This is a genomic window from Sphingobium limneticum (assembly GCF_008710155.1).
Lineage (GTDB): Bacteria > Pseudomonadota > Alphaproteobacteria > Sphingomonadales > Sphingomonadaceae > Sphingobium > Sphingobium limneticum.
The window spans coordinates 127,080-144,904 of the sequence record NZ_VYPZ01000004.1; the positions used below are offsets into that span (position 1 = coordinate 127,080).

Sequence of the window (17,825 nt, forward strand, 5' to 3'; positions counted from 1 at the left end):
CTGATGTCATCCAACTGGACCGTCCTGCTGGACGGCACGAGCCTGCCCGACCGCAGTCTGATCGGCGGCAAGGCCTGGTCGATCGCGCGGATGCGCGGCATGGACCTGCCCGTGCCCCCGGCCTTCGTGATCACGACGGCGGCCTGCAACGCCTATCTGGCGCAGGGCGATTTCCCTGAGGGGCTGGAGGCGGAGATAGAGGCGGGCCTCGCCTGGCTTAATGACGCGACCGGCCGCCATTTCGGTGGCGCGGACAAGCCGCTGCTGCTGTCGGTCCGGTCCGGTGCCGCCATTTCCATGCCCGGCATGATGGACACGGTGCTGAACCTGGGCATCGACGATGCGGCGGAAAGCGCGCTCGCCGCCGAATCCGGCCTGCCGGATTTCGCGCGCGACACGCATCGCCGCTTTCTTGAACTTTACGCCTCGATCGTGCTGAAGATGCCGGTCGAGCTGGATCATGACGCCAACCCGGCCGACTGGCGCACGCAGGTCGATGTGCCCGCCACCCCGCGAGAATGCCTGACCGGCGCCGTCCGCGCCGTGTTCGACAGCTGGAACACCCGCCGCGCGAAGAAATATCGCGAGCATAATGGGATTCCGCACGACATGGGCACCGCCGTCACCATCCAGGCGATGGTGTTCGGCAATCTGGACGATCGCAGCGGCACCGGTGTCTTGTTCAGCCGCAATCCGCTGACCGGCGAAGCCTTGCCCTATGGCGAATATCTGCCCCGCGCGCAGGGGGAGGATGTCGTGTCCGGCAAGTTCACGCCGCTCGCCCTCGACGCCATGCGCGATCTCGATCCGGCCGCCCACACCGCGCTGCTCGACGCGACGGCCCGGCTGGAGCGCGAGCATCGCGACATGCAGGATATCGAATTTACCGTGCAGAGCGGCACCCTCTATCTGCTTCAGGCCCGATCGGCCAAGCGCGCCCCCGACGCGTCGGTGCGCGCGGCGGTGGAGATGGTCGGTGAAGGGCTGATCGATATCGATCAGGCGCTGTCCCGAGTCAGTCCCGAACAGGTACGCGCGCTGCTGCTGCCGCGCCTGGGTACCGGCGCGCAGGATGCCGCCATCGTCGCGCAGGGGGAGGGGGCCTGCCCCGGCGTCGCCTGCGGCACGGTCGTCACCGATCCCGACGAAGCCGAACGGCGCGCCGCCGCTGGAGAGGCCGTGATCCTGGTCCGCGCGACCACCAGCCCCGACGATATCCATGGCATGATCGCGGCAAAGGCGGTGGTGACGGAGCAGGGCGGGTCCACCTCCCACGCCGCCGTCGTCAGCCGCGCGCTCGGCCGCCCCTGCGTGGTCGGCGTCGGCGATGGTAGGGGGCCGCAACCCGGCGCCCTCGTCACCGTCGATGGCGAAACGGGCCGCGTCTATGCTGGCGAATTGCCGGTCGAAATGCCCGATGAGGCGGGCGACAGCCGCCTTGCTCAGCTGATCATATGGGCGCGCGAACGCAGCCCGGTGCGCGTCCTGCGCCCGGCCGACGCTGCGGGCTTGGACGGGGTGATCGATATTGACGCGCTCTGGTCGGGCGGGGAGCCGGACGAACTGCCCGCGCTGCTGAATGGTGCGTCTGCCGCGCGGGGCGCGACGCTGGCCAATCCCGACACAGCCCGCATCGCCCGCGCGCAGGGGGTGCAGACCATCGTAACGGAGCCGGTGCTGCCCGCGCTGCTCGCCTTGCTGGGGGAAGCCGCATGACCGATATCATCACCGACACGCGCGCCCTGCTGCGCCTGTTCCGCCAGTCGGGCTATGCCGACATTCATCTACGCTCCGGCGACTATGAGTTGTTCGTCGCGACGCCCGGCGGCGGCGCCAACCCGCTCCATGCGCCGGTCGCTGTGGAGGCTGCGCCTGTGCCTGCCATACTGGTGGAGGCGGCCAAGGCGGAGCAACTCGTCAGCGCCCCGCACATAGCCTCCTTCGTGTCGGCTCTGGCCGTGGGCAGCGCCGTGGCGGCGGGCGATGCGGTGGCGCGGATCGAGTTGCTGGGTGAACCGATCGACCTTTGTGCCGATCAGCCTGGCCTCGTTACCGAAGTCCTTGCGGAACCCGGCGCCCTGATCGAATATGCCGCCCCGTTGGTACGTTTGCTGGCGGCGTGACGCCATCTAAGATCATATAGGCGTCTAACTTTCACCGTCACCCCGGACTTGATCCGGGGGCCCGCCTGTCTTCACCCATTATGTTCGGAAAGAAGCGGGATGCCGGGTCGCGCCCGGCATGGCGGGACATGGTGCAGAACGACAAGTCAGCGTGACGAATGAATAGGGCGGCACACTGTTACCCGTCTCCCTCAATTCCCGTCCGCATCCACCGTGAACACGACCGGCTTGCCGCGCGACGTCGGTTCCCATCCCGCCGCCAGCGCCGCGCGGATACCGCGTGAGACGATCGCGTCGTTGATCTGGAGCCGCCCGCGCTGCAAGCCCTTGAGCAGCCGCTTGGGCGGCGGAAATTCGAGCACTGCCTCGCGCTGCGTATCGGTCTGCAACAGGGCGATCGTCATGCCCCGCCAGCCGTCGGCGTCGCTCCATTGCGGCTCGCGCCGGAGTTCCCATTCATATGTGACCTCGTCGACGAGGACGGTCCCGGCCTGATTGTGCATGTTGAGCATCGCGCCGCCATAGCAGGCGCGGGCCGGCAAGCCAGCCTTATCGACCCGACCAAGCTGGTCATCGTGCGCCCGCGCCCGTTCGTCGCAACTGTCACGAGCAACCACAAGGGCTGTGCCACCCATCATCCCGAACAAGGAGGATGATGATAATGGCCAATAAAAGCTCGTTCCGGATCGCCGCGACCGGCGCCGCGCTCTTCGCCTGCGTTGCTGTCATGACGCCCGCCCATGCGCAGGCGGTTCTCGAAGGATCGGGCGAACACTCCACGCTCGACTGCGCGGCTGGCAAGGCGAGCGTGACGGGCACCGATAATCAGGTGACGGTCGAAGGGGCCTGCACCCATCTGACCGTCGAAGGCTCAGGCAACGTCGTCACCGCGCAGATGGCCGCCCAATCGACGATCAAGGTGGAAGGGATCAGCAACAAGGTCAGCTGGCGCACGCCCGGCAAGACTGCGCCCAAAGTCAGCAGCGCTGGCGTCGGCAACAGCGTGACGCGCGCGCGCTGACATATCATGCCGCCAAACACCGTTCGGACCGATCCTGTCGGTCGAACGGTGTTTGGCGGCGGACTCTATGACTGTCAGGCCGCCGCCATCGCCCGGCTCACCAGCAATTTGGTGTAGGCCGGCAGCACCGCGCCGAACGCCTTGAACCGCACGTCCGCCACCTTGCCGCTGGTGAAGAGATAGGCGCCCAGGGCGATGATCGCCGCGACCTTTGCCTGACCCAATACGGTATAGCGGGCGACGTCCACCGCCGTGCGGCCCGTGCCCTTCTCCCATTCCGCGATCATGCGTTCGGGCGACCACCATCCGGGTTGCTCGAACCCTGCATCGGCCAGAGATGCTTCCCCCTGATCATGGAACATCAATATATAGCCCAGGTCGAGCAGGGGTTCGGAAATCTGCGCCATTTCCCAGTCGAGCAGGGCGGTCAGCCGCCCCTGATGCCACAAACAATTCCCATGTTTGGGGTCGCCATGCACGGGAGTCGGTGCGCCTGATGGGCGTGGCGGCCGGGCGGTCAGATCCTCCAGCACGCCGATCAGGTCGGTGGTCGCCTCGGCGGAGCGGGCGACGTCCAGCCAATGCTGCGCCTCCTGCTGCACGGTCCGCCCGCCCGGCGGCATTTCGCGTACGGGCATAGTGTGCAGGCCGATCACCGCGTCGAACCATTGGCGGCAGATGCTGTCGGGCACCGCCACCGGATCGGCCTTCACCCAGTCGGGCGTGACATATTCGAAGGCATCGCCAGGCACACATTCCATCAGGAAAAACTCGTCGCCGATCACCGATGGATCGGTGCTGAGTTCCAGCATCGCGGGCAGCGGCACCGAAGGCGCATGCGCCTTCACCGCCGACAATACCGCATGCTGCCGCGCCATGTCGTACGGCGGCAACAGCCCCTCCTCGGACGGGGGCATACGCAATATTTCGTTCAGCCCCTCCACCAGATAGGTTTCGTTGCTGTGGCCGGCCGACAGGGTCTTTACCCCCGTAATGCCGGCGCCACGGGGCAGAAAGGCGCGCAGCCCTTCCGCAAGACGGCCGGTGTCGCGCGCCATATGCCAGGCCTCCTTACAGGATCGAATTGTCGGCGGTCAGGCCGATGTCGGGGTGGGCGCCATGGATGATCGTTTCCATGATGCCATGGCCGGTCGCGTCACCCTCCCGAACCAGGATCGGGCAATCGCGCAGCTGGCGCATGCGCTTCAATGTGGTGAGGTCGGTATAGTCGTCGAACTTTTCGCCCTCGACCTCCAGCGGTCCTTTCCAGGCGCCATGCTTCTTGCCGTCGAAGCCCAGATAGAGGCCCGGCCCCAGATGCACGGCGGTCGGCCCGGCAACCGCGATCTCGACCGTGTGGGTGCCGCCCTGCATCATGTCGAAATGCACCTTGCCGCCCAGCAGGCGCCGGCCGACATCGTTGAACGTCAGTTCCGGCCGCACCCGCGCGACCTTTTCCTGCCGCCCGTCGGGATGGTTGCGATAGCCCGACGAATAGAAGATGCGGCCCTGCTTCGCCATGAAGTAGAAATGATAGGCATGCTTGTCGCCATTTGGCGCAGTCAGCATGAAGGGCGACCAGAGCAGCACGAATTCGCCCTCGCCGAATTTGGCATCGCCAAAGTCGGAGGAGGGGCGCACGTCCGGGCTGTGCGCGCCGACGTCCAGCCGCTGGCCCCAGCTATGGTCGCGATATTCGGTCCATTCCTCGGGATTCACCTCGATCCGCTCACCCTCTATCTCGACCCAGCCCGACGGCACGCCGATCTGATGATAGCGCACCACGTCGGAGCCGATGCGGAACCCGTCCTTCTCGCGCTGCTTGTGCCGGTCCTCGAAGAAAGGCGGCATTTCCGACGTGAAGGTGATGTCGAAGGCGATCGGCTGCGCGTCGTTCTTTTCGAGCGCGTAGCGAACCTTGTGCAACGGCTCGATAATCTCGTAAATTAGCGGGCCGACCGTCGTTTCGGTGGGGTCGTCGCGCAATTCGCGATTGGCGCGCACGGTCCACTGGCTGTCGTCGCGCGCGACGGCGGCCCAGCCATCCATAACTCCACGGTTATGATAACGACCCAGGCCGAAATCGATCGACAGGCTGCCATCCTTGCGCACCAGCGCGGTCCAGATCTTCTCGGTCCAGCCCAGATCCGCCGTGGCGGTGGAGGAGAAGGTGTCGACGATCTGGTGGTTGAGCAGCTCGTCCAGCCCGATCAGCTGGCCGATATCGTCCATTTCATGACGCACGAAGTTCCGCATCGCATTCTCCCGGATTTTATGGTGTCAGGCGTCGATCAGGCTGCTGATCTGCAGCACCGGATCGACATTGGTGTAGCGGGGAGCGTCCCCCATCAGCGCCGCGCCACAGATGCCCATGGCGCGATCGAAACTGTCGCGGTCGTCGAAGATGAGTTCGCTGAGCGCCCAATAGGGCGGCGGCGCGCCGTCCAGCGCGGCGGTGCCGATCGTGATGCGCAGGGCGCGCAGACCGAGCGGTTCCAGTAGGCCGCGCGCGAAGGGGGCATGGCGGCCGACATAGTCGTCGCCATCGAAATGGCTGCCCGGCAGGTTCGGATAGGTGGCCGAAACGCGCAGCATGAAACTCTCCTGACCGATGCCCCGATTCGTTCGGGGTCGGCTGGAAGGCTAAATGTGTCTGACGATTTCGTCCAGCCAAAACATCGGCTAATCTACGCTGGCTGGGCTATGTCTAACCCGCAAGGCGCGGATTAGCCCATGGTCGGGAATATATCTTCCGGCAATTCGGTCATCGTCTTGCGCGTACCGTCGAAATGTTTCTTCACCGCCAAGTCGGCTTTTTTCGGGTCGCCGGCGATGATCGCCTTGGCGATCGGGCCATAGCCCGATGCATGGCGCTTGCGCTGCGTGTCGGACTGGACCGTCTCGATCTGCGCGCGGAACAGGTCGGTGCGGGACAGGGGGATGACGCGCGCCAGTTCGCGGTTGCCGCCCAGGTCGATCATCGCGTCGTAAAAGCGGCGCCGCGACTCCAGATAATGGGCGCGGTTGCCGGATCGTGCCGCGCGATCCAGGTCGGCGATCGCCGTCTCGATCTGGTTGCGCGCCGCGGCGCTCGTGCAATTTTCCGCTGCCAGTCGTGCCGCCAGCCGCGCCAGCGGCTCCAGCGTATCGAGCAGTTGCAAGGATGCCGTGCGGTCGAGGAGGCCGATATAGGCGCCGCGATAGCGGTTCAGCGTGACGATGCCGGCCGCCGCCAGATGCTTGAGCGACTCGCGTAGCGACCCCCGGCTGATGCCCAGGCGGCGCGTCAGGTCCGGCTCCAGCAAATGCTGCCCGGGCACGAACACGCCGGTACGGATGCCCTGGGTGATGGCTTCGGCCACCTTGTCGGTCGCGCTTTCATTCTCCGTCACGGGAAGGGAGTCTTTGGCGCTGGGTGCCTGTTTCGTCGCGGCTTTGGTCATCGTCGATCCATCAAGTTTCTGATCCGGCAATACCGTCCTGCGGGCGCCGCGTCCATATGGTGGCGCAAAGGGTCGAACTTCATGGTTCGGCGTTTTTCTCCGATAAAATCGTCGAACGATATTGACGAACAAGGCTGGATGTGAAAACACAAGCCATCCGGAGTGATTGGGCCTCCGGCACCGACCTGCACAGCAGGCACATTTCTGGAGAGGAAGACCCATGCGACTGATGTCCCCATCAGCCTGGCTGCTTGGCTGTTCGTTTACGGCCCTGGCGGCTGCTAATCCCGTGCAGGCGCAGGACAGCGGTGCGCCGCAATCCGCCGGAAACTATGCCGATATCATCGTCACCGCCAACAAGCGTGAGCAGAATATCAACGATGTCGGGCTCAGCATCACCGCCCTGTCCGCCGACGCGCTGGTCAACAAGGGCGTGGCCAGTTCGCAGGATCTGGCGCGCGTGGTGCCGGCCCTGACTGTGGCGGCGGCGGCGGACGGCACGCCGGTCTACACATTGCGCGGCGTCGGCTTCAATTCCTCCAACCTCGGCGCGCAGCCGACGGTCAGCATCTATCTGGATCAGGCGGCGCTGCCTTATGGCCCGATGACGCAGGGGCCGATATTCGACCTGGAGCGGGTCGAAGTGCTGAAGGGGCCTCAGGGCACCTTGTTCGGGCAGAACAGCACCGGCGGCGCGATCAACTATATCGCCAACAAGCCGACGAAGGATTTCACTGCCGGCGCGACCGGCACCTTCGGCCGGTTCAACACATTTCAGGGCGAAGCCTTCGTCAGTGGGCCTATCAGTTCCACCCTGTCGGCGCGGCTTGCCGTGGGCGGCACCCGGTCGGGCGACTGGCAGGAAAATTATACCCGCAGCGGCAGCATCGGTGCGCAGCGCAAGGTCGCCGGCCGCCTGCTGCTCGATTGGCAACCCAGCGATCGCCTGACAGTGTCGCTCAACCTCAACGGCTGGATCGACACGTCCGACAATCAGATCCCGCAATTCTTCGCCGCCTCGCCGCGCGTCGCGACGCAGGCCAGCCCCGCGCTCTTCACCCAGCCAAGCCCGCGCCGTAATGCGCGTCAGGCCGACTGGGATGCCGGCCGCGATTTCGAACGCGACAACAAGATGGGGCAGGCGATCCTGCGGGTCGATTATGAAGTGGCGGACAAAGTCACGCTCACATCCCTGTCCAACTATGCCTATGCCAAGATCCATAGCGTGTTCGATAATGACGGCACCAGCCTGGGCCTCAGCTACGTCACGACCAGCGGCCATGTGGAGGCGTTCAATCAGGAATTCCGTCTGGCGGGCCAGTTCGGCGGCGCGCTGGTGACGGTCGGCGGCAATTACAGCACCGACAACAGCTATGAAAGCTCGCTCCAGGATTTCGGCGGCATATTGTCCAGCACCACCAATGTCGGCGCGACGCCCGGCAATCCCGATGGCGTGGGCGACATATTCTTCAACGAGAATCGCGGCCGCCAGACCAACAAGAGCTGGGCGGCGTTCGGCAATGTCGAATATGCGGTGACCGACCAGATTACCCTGATCGGCGGTATCCGCTATACGTCGCTCAAGCACAGCAATCAGGCATGTAGCGCGGATGCCGGCGATGGCAGCTTTTCCAATGTCATCAACGGGCTGTTCGGCGGGCCTCTGACCGTGCCGGGCGGCTGCGTGACGCTGGACAATGCGACCTTCACCGCGCCATTCCCGGTGCAACGTTTCAAGGAGGATAATGTCAGCTGGCGCGCGGGCGTGAATTTCAAGCCCAGCCGCGATACGCTCCTCTATGCGCTCGTCAGTCGCGGTTACAAGGCGGGCAATTATCCCGTCATCAACGCCACGGCCCGGTCGCAATTCGCGCCCGTAAAGCAGGAACAGCTGACATCCTATGAAATCGGCACGAAGCTGAGCCTGTTCGACCGCATGGTTCAGTTCAACCTGGCCGGCTATTATTACGATTATCGCGACAAGCAATTGCTGACCAACACGACCGATCCGGTCTTCGGCCTGCTGCCCGTGCTGGCCAACGTGCCGAAATCGACCGTCAAAGGCTTCGATCTGGATGCCGTCGTCAAGCCGTCGGACGGGCTGACGCTGCGCGGCGCGCTGTCCTATGCGGACTCCAAGATCAAGAATTTCGCAGGTTTCGATGCGTTCAACATGCCGACCGACCTGTCGGGCAAGTCGTTCAACTTCTCGCCCAAATGGACCAGCACGGCCGATATCGAATATCGCCTTCCCATTCAGGGCGGTGGGACCGACCTGATCATCGGCGGCGACATGACCTATAACAGCGCCACCTATGCCGATCTGGCGCAGACGCCGTCCTTGCGCATCGATGCCTACACCTTGTTCGGCGCGCGGGTTGGGGTCGGGTCGCGGGACGGTCGCTGGTCCGCTACGCTGTGGGGCCGCAACGTCACAAACAAATATTATTGGTACAATGTGCAGGTCGGTTACGACACGATCTGGCGGTTGACCGGCATGCCGGCCACCTATGGCGTCACCGCCAGCTTCAAGATGTGAACCTATAAAAAGGCCCGCCATGGCAAGCCCATGGCGGGCCTTTTCGCAAGATCATGAAGGCGACCTGCAAGAAGCGGGCGCGAAATCTGGGAGAAGGACAATGGGCATGATCCGCACAAGCAGCATGGCATATTGCATCGGCGCATCGCTGATCGCACTGGTCGGCGGGACCGGCACGGCCGGCGCGCAGGCCGCCGATCCGCAGGCGAGCGGGGGCAGCAACAACGCTTATGCCGACATCATCGTGACCGCCAACAAGCGCGAACAATCGCTGTCGGACGTCGGCATTTCCATCACGGCAGAAACCGGCGACACGCTGCTTCAGCGCGGCATCAATTCGCCGACCGACCTCGGCAAGATCGTGCCGGGCCTGACCGTTCAGCCTTCGCCGTTCAACACGCCGGTCTATACGCTGCGCGGCGTCGGCTTCTACGAAACGACCCTGTCCGCCGCGCCGACCGTGGCCGTCTATACCGACGAAGTCGCGCTACCGTTCAGCGCGCCGACGCGTGGCGCGGCCTTCGATATCGAGCGTGTCGAAGTTCTCAAAGGGCCGCAGGGCACGCTGTTCGGCCAGAACACGACCGGCGGCGCGATCAACTATATCGTCGCCAAGCCGACCGATGATTTCAAGGCGGGGGCGACCGCCAGCTTCGGCCGTTTTTCCACCTATGACGTGCAGGGCTATGTGTCCGGTCCGATGAGCAATACTCTCAAAGCCCGCGTCGCGATACGCACCATCCAGTCCGGTCCCTGGCAGAAAAGCTTCACCCGGTCGGACGAACTGGGCAAGCAGGACATGCTTCAGGGCCGCGTGCTGCTTGACTGGCAGCCGAGCGACAAGGTCAAATTCCTGCTCAACGTCAATGGCTGGCGCGACAAGGGTGATACGCAGGCGGCGCAGATCGTGTCGGACAATTGCGCCGGATCGGTCGAGGGTACCTGCGGCAGCCCGGATGCCACCAATTTCAAAAATTATCCGCGCAGCCCGCGCACGCCGCGCGCCGCCGATTGGGGCTATGGCATTTTCGGTCGCCGCCCGGCCCGCGACGACAGTTTCTGGCAGGCCAGCCTGCGCGCCGATTTCGAACTGAACGACAATCTGACCTTCACCTCCATCTCCGCCTACTCCCATTACAAGACGGACTCGGTGCAGGATTTCGACGGCACCACCTATGCCTCGGTCGACACCAATACGACCGGCTATATCAAGGATGTCGCGCAGGAACTGCGCCTGACCGGGGAGTTTGACAGCCTGACCTTCATCGTCGGCGGCAATTACAACAAGTCCAAGACGTTCGACCGGCTCTTCTACAATTTCAGCGAAGGCCCCTCGTCCAATCCGCTCTGGATGATCCCCGGCGCGCCGCGCGGCATATTGACCTTCAACTATTCGCGGCAGGACGTGAAGAATCTCGCGGCCTTCGCCAATGCGGAATATAAGGTCACGCCCAACATCACCCTGATCGGCGGCATCCGTTATACCGACAGCAAGCGCAGCTTCGAAGGCTGCACCAATGATTTCGGCGGCGATACCGCGACATGGTGGAATGCGATTTTCGGCACCAATGTCCAGCCCGGCGGCTGCCTGACCTTCACGCCCAACTTCCCGGAGATTTTCGATCCGGCCGCGTTCGACAATCTGAACGAGGATAATGTCAGCTGGAACGTCGGCGCCAATTACAAGACGGACGGCGGCACGCTCTTCTACACCCGCGTCGCGCGCGGCTATAAATCGGGCAGCTTCCCGACCGCCTCGGTGGCCAGCTATTCGGGCTATGTCCCGGTGAAGCAGGAATCCGTCACTGCCTATGAAGTGGGTATCAAGGGGCCGCTGGCCGATCGCCGGATCGAATATGCGCTGGCCGGCTTCTATTATGACTATAAGGACAAGCAGTTGCGCGGTCGCAAGCCCGATCCGGTCTTCGGTACGCTCGATGGTCTGGTGCAGATACCCAAGAGCCGCATCTGGGGCGTAGAAGCCTCAATCGTCGGTCGGCCGGTCGATGGCCTGCGCATCAGCCTGGGCGGCACCTATATCAACACCAAGATCACCGAGTTCGAAGGCTATGATGCCTTTGGCGACCTGCGCAATTTTTCGGGTCAGAAATTCCCCTACGCGCCCAAGCTGACGGCAGTGGCGGACGCGGAATATCAGGCGCCGATCAGCAGTTCGGCGGAGGGCTTTATCGGCATATCCCTGACCTATAACAGCAAGACGACGACGGCGCTGGCCAACACCACCACCGCCTTCGTCGATGCCGATCCGCGCTTCGACATGAAGGCCTATGCGCTGGTCGACCTGCGCGCCGGTTTCGAATTTCCGGACAGCAATGTGCGGGCCGGCATCTACATCCGCAACGTCGGCAATACATATTACTGGACCAATGTGCAGGACAATCTGGCGTCGATCTCCCGCTTTGCCGGCATGCCGCGCACCTATGGCGTGCAGGTCAGCTGGCATATGTAACGCGATCCTCGCCCAAAGGATCAAGATGCGGACGGGGCGCTATGGTGCGCCGTCCGCCATGGGATATGGACGGTTGCACGTCTAACGTAATCGTCCTACGATGATAGCAAGATTCCCGGCTCGATCAGGAAGAAAAAGGAGAGGTCCATGACCGCCCGAACGCTAGCATTTGAAGCGGATTTCATTCCACAAGACGCCGTGCCTTCGCTGGCGCCGCTGGTCGATCGCATCCCGCCTATCCCGGAACGCAAGACGGTGCACGGTCCGCTGACGGCACGGCGGCTCTATCGCTTCTATGCGATGCTGGGCCTCGTCTTCCTGATCGGCGTGGCGCCCATGCTGCTGGGCATGAGCGCGCAGTGGAAGGCCTTCGGCTTCGGCCTGATCTTCCCCGGCGCGGGTTTCCTTTATGCCGGCGACGGTGTCGGTATCTTGGGCGCCGCGCTCTCCATGGCGGCTTTTGCCGTCATCATGTTCATCTGGTGGGCACGCGGCGTCATCCTCGCGCCGCCGGCGGTCCTGGTCGGCACGGCCCTGCTCTCGGCTGCGTGGATCGAGGGGCGCAGCGGCATATCATGGATGGAATGGGCCATCCCGGCCGCCGTGTTGGCACTCCATGGCTGGTTCGCGCTGGGTCGCCGCAAGGGCTTCGCCGCTGCCAAGGCGCGGGGCGCGCAACTCAACACCATCCTTGCCAAGACGCAGCCGGTCATGCGCGACGCGCCGATCACCGCCGAACCGGAAATGCCGCTGTCGCAGGTCGCCGAATTTCGGCGCATGATGGACTTGGCACTGCAACCGGTCGACAGCTGGAACGGCTTTTCGACCGAGGATACATGGCAGGACGGCGCGCTGCGCTATCAGATCTGCACCATGTCTTGGAACCTGTCGCTTGGCCAATATACGCGCCTGCCGGCCTTTCACGGCTATCTCAACACCGCGCAGGAAAATCTGATCCGCAAGCATATCGACCGCAAGACATGGAATTACTGGTATTGGGAAAGCCTGTGGGGCAATTTCAAGATCGAGAAGAACCCGGTCACGATCGACAATATCATGCTCTCGGGCTTTCTGGGCGTCTCGCTCGGCCTGTTCGAAACGGCGAGTGGCACGTCGCCCTTCACCGCGCCGGGATCGCTCACCTTCCGCTGGGATGAAAAGACCGCCTTTCCCTACAGCCATGAGAGCATGCTGGAAGAGGTGGTCAAGAATTTCAAACGCTATGATCTGGGCTGGTTCCCCTGCGAACCGCGCTGGATCTATTCCATGTGCAACCTGGTCGGCCGCACCTCGCTCGCGCTGCACGATGCGCGGCACGGCACCGACATGCTCGCCCGCGTCGGCGACCGGTTCGACCGGACGATGGAAGAGGAAATGATGATGGCCGATGGCCGCATCAAGGTGTGCACATCCTCCCCCTTCGGCTTTGAGGTGCCGAGCCTTTCCGGCCTGTTCGGCGAGACTTGGGGCGTACGTTTCATGACCCCCTATGATCCGGCCGGGGCGGAGCGGCTGTGGGAAGTGATGAAGCAGGATTTCATCAGCGTGAAGCCTGACGGTTCGCTCGACTTCCGCTTGCTGCCGCTGGGCTGGGATACCCGCAAGCCGGCCGATTTCTCGCGCTGGCCCGAACTCAACCCGCTGATGGTGACGCTGTGGGCCGCGCAGGAAATGGGCGACGATCGCATCATCGAAGCCACGATGAAAGCGATCGACCAGCGATCGGGCGAGGGTGTCGCCGCCTCGCAAAGCTGGGGCGGGCGCAACACGATCCGCGACATGGTGAACCGGGGCCTGCCCGACGCCTGGGCCAGGGGGCCGATCTTGGCCGATGCCGTCTATCCCGATGTGATCGTCGGCCGTGCGGTGACGGACGGCACGGCACTGGAACTGGTGCTGCATCCCGGCGCAGAAGCGGTGCGCAGCGACATCGGTCTCGACCGGCTGGTGCCGGGTCGCAGCTATCGCATCATCGAAACGGACGAGCGCTTCACCGCGGGTCTGGATGGCAAGGCGCGGCTGACCGTCGCTCTGGCCGGCCGTACGCCGCTGACGATCGTGCCGGTGGCCTGACATGGCCTGCTGCCTCATCGCCGCCTTTCTGGTCGCGCAGGCGATGGCGATGTTGCGGCGCTGGGCGGTCTTTTGGGGCCTGATGCCCGTGCCGGCGGGGGAGGTGGCCGACACCATCTTCACCCGCATCGCCGCCGTCCTGCGCCGCCCGCGCGTGCGGATGGCGGTGGCGGCGCTGCTGGTGGTGGAATTGGCTGGCGTGGGCATCTGGCTCTATCGCGACCATGGCACCCATATCGCCCAGCTGGCCGATATCGGCTGGTCGCGGCTGCATGGCCAGCATGTCGTCTATGCCGCCATGTGCGGCATGAACGGGGAACAGAGCGTGCGGCTGGTGATCGACGCCGACGGCACGCGCCATCGCACCATCAGCGGATAGGCGAGGGGACATGATGGGGGAATTTGCGGGCAAGACCGCCATCGTCACCGGCGGCTCCAGAGGCATCGGTCTGACCGTCGCGACCCTGCTGGTGGAGCGCGGCGCGCGGGTGGTGCTGGTAGGGCGGGATGGGGTTGCGCTGGCTTCGGCAGTTGAAGGCCTGGGCGAAGCCGCCACCACGATTGCCGGCGACATAGCGCAGGCCGACACGGCATCCCGCGCCGTCGCAAAGGCGATCGACCATGGCGGCGCCCTCGACATCCTCGCCAATATCGCGGGCATTTTCCCCACCGCTCGGATCGAGGAGACGAGCGATGCGCTTTATGCCGACACGATCGCCGCCAACCTGACCGGCACCATGACCTTCTGCCGCGCCGCCTTCCCTGTCCTGCGCGAGCGAAACGGCGCGATCGTCAACATGTCGTCCACCGCCGCCCGTTTTCCGACGCCGGGCCTGTCCGCCTATGCCGCTGCCAAGGCCGGGGTAGAGGCCTTCACTCGCGCGCTGGCGGCGGAAGGCGCTCCCCATATCCGCGTCAACGCGGTATCGGCCGGCCCCACCCGCACCGAAACCGTCGACGCGCTGATGGCGTCCGACACGACCGGCGCGGTTCACGCCGTGACCAGCGCCTTGCCGCTCGGCCGCCTCGCCGAACCGCGCGAGATCGCCGAAGCCGTCCTCTTCCTCGCCTCGTCCCGCGCCAGCTTCATCACCGGCCAGATACTCCACGCCAATGGCGGCGGGCTGATGGCCTGAACGATCATGCGTCCGGCCAGTAGCGCGCCCGCACGATCCGCTTGAGCAGCTTGCCATTGGGATGGCGCGGCAGGTTCGGGTCGAAATCAATCTGGCGCGGCAGCTTGATCCGCCCGATCCGCCCGGCCAGATGCGCCATCAATTCCTCGGCCAGCGCAGGGCCGGCCTCTTCCCATCGGGCCGGCTCCACCACCGCCACCACCCGCTCGCCCATTTCCGGGTCCGGCGCGCCGATGATCGCGACGTCGGCCACCTTGGGATGGATGATCAGCGCATCCTCTATCTCCTGCGGGTAGATATTCACGCCGCCCGATATGATCATGAAGCTCTGCCTGTCGGTCAGATAGAGGAAACCGTCCTCATCCACCCAGCCGACATCGCCCAGCGTCGTCCAGCCATGGCGATTGCGGCTCTGCGCGGTCTTGTCCGGGTCGTTATGATATTCGAATGGCGCCCCATCGGCAAAATAGATGGTGCCGATCTCGCGCGGCGGCAACCATTCGCCATCCTCGTCGCAAATACGCACCTTGCCCCAGATGGCGCGCCCGACCGATCCGGGATGGGTCAGCCATTCGGCAGGACCGATGCTGGTCAGGCCGTTGGCTTCGGTCCCGGCATAAAATTCATGCAGGATCGGTCCCCACCAGTCCAGGATCGCCTGCTTCACCTCGACCGGGCAGGGGGCCGCCGCATGGAAGGCCGTCACCAGCGAGGACAGATCATATCGCCGCCGCACCGCTTCGGGCAATTTCAATATCCGCACGAAATGGGTCGGAACGAACTGCGCATGGGTCACGGAAAAGCGCTCGATCAGCGCCAGAGTCGCTTCGGGATCGAATTTTTCCATCACGATCACCGTGCCGCCCAGCTTCTGGATCGACATGCACCAGCGCAGCGGCGCGGCATGATAGAGCGGGGCGGGGGACAGGAAGATGCTGCTTGCATCCATGCCATAGCTGGTCCGCCCATAGTCGGTCAGCGCGTTGCTCTGGTCCAGCGACCCTTCCGGCAAGGGCGGCTTTATCCCCTTGGGCCGGCCGGTCGTGCCGGACGAATAGAGCATGTCGTTCCCCGGCGATTCATCGGCGATCGGCGTCTCCGGCATGGCTGCCCGCTCGGTCAGGAAATCGCGGACAGCCGGTGCGAAGACGATCAGCCCCTCCGTCGGCAGGTCGGCCGGCACCGGCTGCGACGCGATCAGCAGGCGCGAACCGGAATCGGCCAGGATGAACGCGATTTCCGGCGTCGCCAGCCGGGTCGACAGGCAGGTATAATAAAGCCCCGCCCGCTGCGCCGCCCAGACGATCTCGAAAAAGGCCGGCCCATTGTCCAGCAGCAACGCGATGCCGTCGCCGCGCCGCAGCCCCAGCGCACGAAACAGATGCGCCCCCTGATTGGAGCGCGCCTCCAGTTGCGCGTAGCTGACGCTCTCACCGGTTCCGGCCATGGCATAGGCCGGCTTGTCCGGCGTCGTGCGGGCGTGGATGGACGGGTGCATATCTATGCGCCTTCGCCTGCATGAATGATGGGCATCGACCGCTCTCCCGGGCTATGGTTCTTGGCCTGTGAAGCTAGGCAGCCCGGTCCCGCCGTCCAATCGCGATTGCCCGCGCATCCATAGCGGCCGGCAATGAATGGGGTGCAGGCGGCCAAGTTGATCGACGCCCTCGATAAATAGCCCGCCATCGCCGATTGGACCGGCTCCCCTCCCGCTCCCAGAATTGCGGGCAAAGAGAGGAGACACGCCTGTGACGGACGCTTTGCCAGAGGATATTGACGACATCATCGTCGATCCGCGCACCTATGGGGACGAACATAGCTATCACCGGGCCTTCGCGGCGCTGCGACAGCATGACCCGGTCCATTGGGCGGAGCCGCGCGACTATCGGCCCTTCTGGGCGGTGACGCGCCATGCCGACATCATGGCGGTCGAATTGAACGCGAAGAATTTCCTCAATGATCCGCGCCAGTTTCTGGTGACGAAAACGGATGAGGACATGCTGCTCGCCCAGTCAGGCAGCAGTAATTTCGCCCGCAACCTCGTCGCCATGGATGATCCGGACCATCGCGCCTATCGCGCGCTGACCTCCGCCTGGTTCGGGGCCAAGAGCGTGCGCGCGCTGGAGGAGGAAATTACGGCCCTCGCGCGGGAAACGGTCGATCGCATGATCGAGAAGGGCGACAGTTGCGACTTCGCCAAGGAAATCGCCGCCTGGTATCCGCTGCGCACGATCATGATCGTGCTGGGCGTACCGCGCGAGGATGAGCCGCTGATGCTCGCGCTTTCGCAGAAGGTGTTCGGCGGCACGGACAGCGACAGCGGCGGCGGGGACGGGATGGCGTCGATGGTGGAGGCTTTCGAGGCCTTCAACCGCTATTTCAATGCCATCACCCTGGATCGCCGCACCAACCCGCGCAACGACGTCGCGACCATCCTGGCCAATGCGACGATCGATGGCCAGCCGATCGGCGAGAAAGAGCGCAACGCCTATTATCTGATCGTCGCGGCGGCGGGCCATGACACGACCAGTTCGGCCATATCCGGCGGTCTGCTGGCGCTGATCCAGAACCCGGACGAGATGGCCCGGCTACGCGCCAATCCCGATCTCATCGGCAATGCGGTGGAGGAATTCATCCGCTGGACCACGCCGGTGAAGCATTTCTTCCGCACCGCGCTGGGCGATTGCGAGGTCGGCGGCAAGGCGATCCGCGCGGGCGATTCCCTGATGATGTGCTACCCGTCGGGCAATCGCGACGAGGCGGTGTTCGACACGCCCTTCGCCTTTCGCGTGGAGCGGCCCGACGCGCGCAAGCATATCGCCTTCGGCTATGGCCCGCATCTATGCCTGGGCAATATGCTGGCGAAGCTGGAAATACGGATCTTGTTCACCGAACTGCTCGCCCGCATCGACGATATCCGGCTGGCCGGCGACCCCGCCTGGGTGGAGGCGAATTTCGTGTCGGGCCTCAAGCGGCTGCCCATCCGCTACACGGTCCGGACCTGACATGGTTCGGCGCCC

Annotated in this window: 15 protein-coding genes; 9 read left to right on the forward strand and 6 right to left on the reverse strand. The window is 64.2% G+C overall.

Features of this window, described 5'->3' with window-relative positions:
• The first annotated feature begins 3 nt into the window (after positions 1–3).
• Both F4U94_RS06900 and F4U94_RS06905 read left to right on the forward strand, forming a co-directional pair.
• Positions 4–1,716, forward strand: a complete 1,713-nt coding sequence (locus F4U94_RS06900; protein ID WP_120250317.1) for a pyruvate, phosphate dikinase — start codon at positions 4–6, stop codon at positions 1,714–1,716.
• Positions 1,713–2,123, forward strand: a complete 411-nt coding sequence (locus F4U94_RS06905) for an acetyl-CoA carboxylase biotin carboxyl carrier protein (RefSeq protein ID WP_120250316.1) — start codon at positions 1,713–1,715, stop codon at positions 2,121–2,123. Before F4U94_RS06900 ends, F4U94_RS06905 begins: the two co-directional genes overlap by 4 nt.
• A gap of 191 nt (positions 2,124–2,314) precedes the next feature.
• Here the strand turns inward: F4U94_RS06905 and F4U94_RS06910 are convergent, their stop codons facing one another.
• Positions 2,315–2,635: a hypothetical protein gene (locus F4U94_RS06910; protein ID WP_120252079.1), complete on the reverse strand. Its 321-nt coding sequence runs from the start codon at positions 2,633–2,635 to the stop codon at positions 2,315–2,317.
• A gap of 149 nt (positions 2,636–2,784) precedes the next feature.
• On the opposite strand from F4U94_RS06910, the gene F4U94_RS06915 reads away from it, so the two are divergent.
• Positions 2,785–3,144, forward strand: coding sequence for a DUF3060 domain-containing protein (locus F4U94_RS06915; protein WP_170271914.1), 360 nt, complete (start codon positions 2,785–2,787; stop codon positions 3,142–3,144).
• 74 nt (positions 3,145–3,218) lie between these two features.
• Here F4U94_RS06915 and F4U94_RS06920 read toward each other — a convergent pair whose 3' ends face one another.
• The 4 genes from F4U94_RS06920 to F4U94_RS06935 all read right to left on the reverse strand — a co-directional run bounded on the left by F4U94_RS06920 (position 3,219) and on the right by F4U94_RS06935 (position 6,587).
• On the reverse strand, positions 3,219–4,202 hold the full coding sequence (locus F4U94_RS06920) for a phosphotransferase family protein (protein ID WP_120250314.1): 984 nt from the start codon (positions 4,200–4,202) through the stop codon (positions 3,219–3,221).
• A gap of 13 nt (positions 4,203–4,215) precedes the next feature.
• Positions 4,216–5,400: an Rv3169 family protein gene (locus F4U94_RS06925; protein ID WP_120250313.1), complete on the reverse strand. Its 1,185-nt coding sequence runs from the start codon at positions 5,398–5,400 to the stop codon at positions 4,216–4,218.
• A gap of 24 nt (positions 5,401–5,424) precedes the next feature.
• A complete protein-coding gene (locus F4U94_RS06930) occupies positions 5,425–5,739 on the reverse strand; it encodes an EthD family reductase (protein WP_120250312.1) in 315 nt (104 codons plus the stop codon).
• Positions 5,740–5,870: 131 nt separating this feature from the next.
• Positions 5,871–6,587 carry a GntR family transcriptional regulator gene (locus F4U94_RS06935; protein ID WP_170271915.1) on the reverse strand — a complete coding sequence of 239 codons (717 nt, stop codon included), beginning with the start codon at positions 6,585–6,587 and terminating at the stop codon, positions 5,871–5,873.
• Positions 6,588–6,807: 220 nt separating this feature from the next.
• Here F4U94_RS06935 and F4U94_RS06940 point away from each other — a divergent pair, with 220 nt between their 5' ends.
• From F4U94_RS06940 to F4U94_RS06960, 5 genes are all read left to right on the forward strand, one after another.
• Complete coding sequence (locus F4U94_RS06940; protein WP_120250310.1) at positions 6,808–9,126, forward strand: TonB-dependent receptor; 2,319 nt, start codon at positions 6,808–6,810, stop codon at positions 9,124–9,126.
• 106 nt (positions 9,127–9,232) lie between these two features.
• On the forward strand, positions 9,233–11,596 hold the full coding sequence (locus F4U94_RS06945) for a TonB-dependent receptor (RefSeq protein ID WP_232015984.1): 2,364 nt from the start codon (positions 9,233–9,235) through the stop codon (positions 11,594–11,596).
• Positions 11,597–11,743: 147 nt separating this feature from the next.
• Complete coding sequence (locus tag F4U94_RS06950; RefSeq protein WP_120250309.1) at positions 11,744–13,669, forward strand: linalool dehydratase/isomerase domain-containing protein; 1,926 nt, start codon at positions 11,744–11,746, stop codon at positions 13,667–13,669.
• 1 nt (position 13,670) lies between these two features.
• The gene (locus tag F4U94_RS06955) at positions 13,671–14,048 is read left to right on the forward strand and encodes a hypothetical protein (RefSeq protein ID WP_120250308.1); all 378 of its coding nucleotides are present in this window, start codon (positions 13,671–13,673) and stop codon (positions 14,046–14,048) included.
• A gap of 10 nt (positions 14,049–14,058) precedes the next feature.
• The gene (locus F4U94_RS06960; protein WP_120250307.1) at positions 14,059–14,805 is read left to right on the forward strand and encodes an SDR family NAD(P)-dependent oxidoreductase; all 747 of its coding nucleotides are present in this window, start codon (positions 14,059–14,061) and stop codon (positions 14,803–14,805) included.
• Positions 14,806–14,809: 4 nt separating this feature from the next.
• Here the strand turns inward: F4U94_RS06960 and F4U94_RS06965 are convergent, their stop codons facing one another.
• Positions 14,810–16,303: an acyl-CoA synthetase gene (locus tag F4U94_RS06965; protein ID WP_120250306.1), complete on the reverse strand. Its 1,494-nt coding sequence runs from the start codon at positions 16,301–16,303 to the stop codon at positions 14,810–14,812.
• Between the two features lie 250 nt (positions 16,304–16,553).
• Here F4U94_RS06965 and F4U94_RS06970 point away from each other — a divergent pair, with 250 nt between their 5' ends.
• The gene (locus F4U94_RS06970) at positions 16,554–17,810 is read left to right on the forward strand and encodes a cytochrome P450 (protein ID WP_120250304.1); all 1,257 of its coding nucleotides are present in this window, start codon (positions 16,554–16,556) and stop codon (positions 17,808–17,810) included.
• The last annotated feature ends 15 nt before the right edge of the window (positions 17,811–17,825 follow it).

Bases quoted from the DNA above. Each gene is read 5' to 3' on its own strand.
- F4U94_RS06930 (WP_120250312.1), bottom strand. From the start codon at position 5,739: ATGCTGCGCGTTTCGGCCACCTATCCGAACCTGCCGGGCAGCCATTTC.
- F4U94_RS06935 (WP_170271915.1), bottom strand. From the start codon at position 6,587: ATGACCAAAGCCGCGACGAAACAGGCACCCAGCGCCAAAGACTCCCTT.
- F4U94_RS06965 (WP_120250306.1), bottom strand. From the start codon at position 16,303: ATGCACCCGTCCATCCACGCCCGCACGACGCCGGACAAGCCGGCCTAT.
- F4U94_RS06945 (WP_232015984.1), top strand. From the start codon at position 9,233: ATGATCCGCACAAGCAGCATGGCATATTGCATCGGCGCATCGCTGATC.
- F4U94_RS06955 (WP_120250308.1), top strand. From the start codon at position 13,671: ATGGCCTGCTGCCTCATCGCCGCCTTTCTGGTCGCGCAGGCGATGGCG.
- F4U94_RS06940 (WP_120250310.1), top strand. From the start codon at position 6,808: ATGCGACTGATGTCCCCATCAGCCTGGCTGCTTGGCTGTTCGTTTACG.
- F4U94_RS06920 (WP_120250314.1), bottom strand. From the start codon at position 4,202: ATGGCGCGCGACACCGGCCGTCTTGCGGAAGGGCTGCGCGCCTTTCTG.
- F4U94_RS06925 (WP_120250313.1), bottom strand. From the start codon at position 5,400: ATGCGGAACTTCGTGCGTCATGAAATGGACGATATCGGCCAGCTGATC.
- F4U94_RS06905 (WP_120250316.1), top strand. From the start codon at position 1,713: ATGACCGATATCATCACCGACACGCGCGCCCTGCTGCGCCTGTTCCGC.
- F4U94_RS06950 (WP_120250309.1), top strand. From the start codon at position 11,744: ATGACCGCCCGAACGCTAGCATTTGAAGCGGATTTCATTCCACAAGAC.
- F4U94_RS06900 (WP_120250317.1), top strand. From the start codon at position 4: ATGTCATCCAACTGGACCGTCCTGCTGGACGGCACGAGCCTGCCCGAC.
- F4U94_RS06960 (WP_120250307.1), top strand. From the start codon at position 14,059: ATGATGGGGGAATTTGCGGGCAAGACCGCCATCGTCACCGGCGGCTCC.
- F4U94_RS06915 (WP_170271914.1), top strand. From the start codon at position 2,785: ATGGCCAATAAAAGCTCGTTCCGGATCGCCGCGACCGGCGCCGCGCTC.
- F4U94_RS06910 (WP_120252079.1), bottom strand. From the start codon at position 2,635: ATGCTCAACATGCACAATCAGGCCGGGACCGTCCTCGTCGACGAGGTC.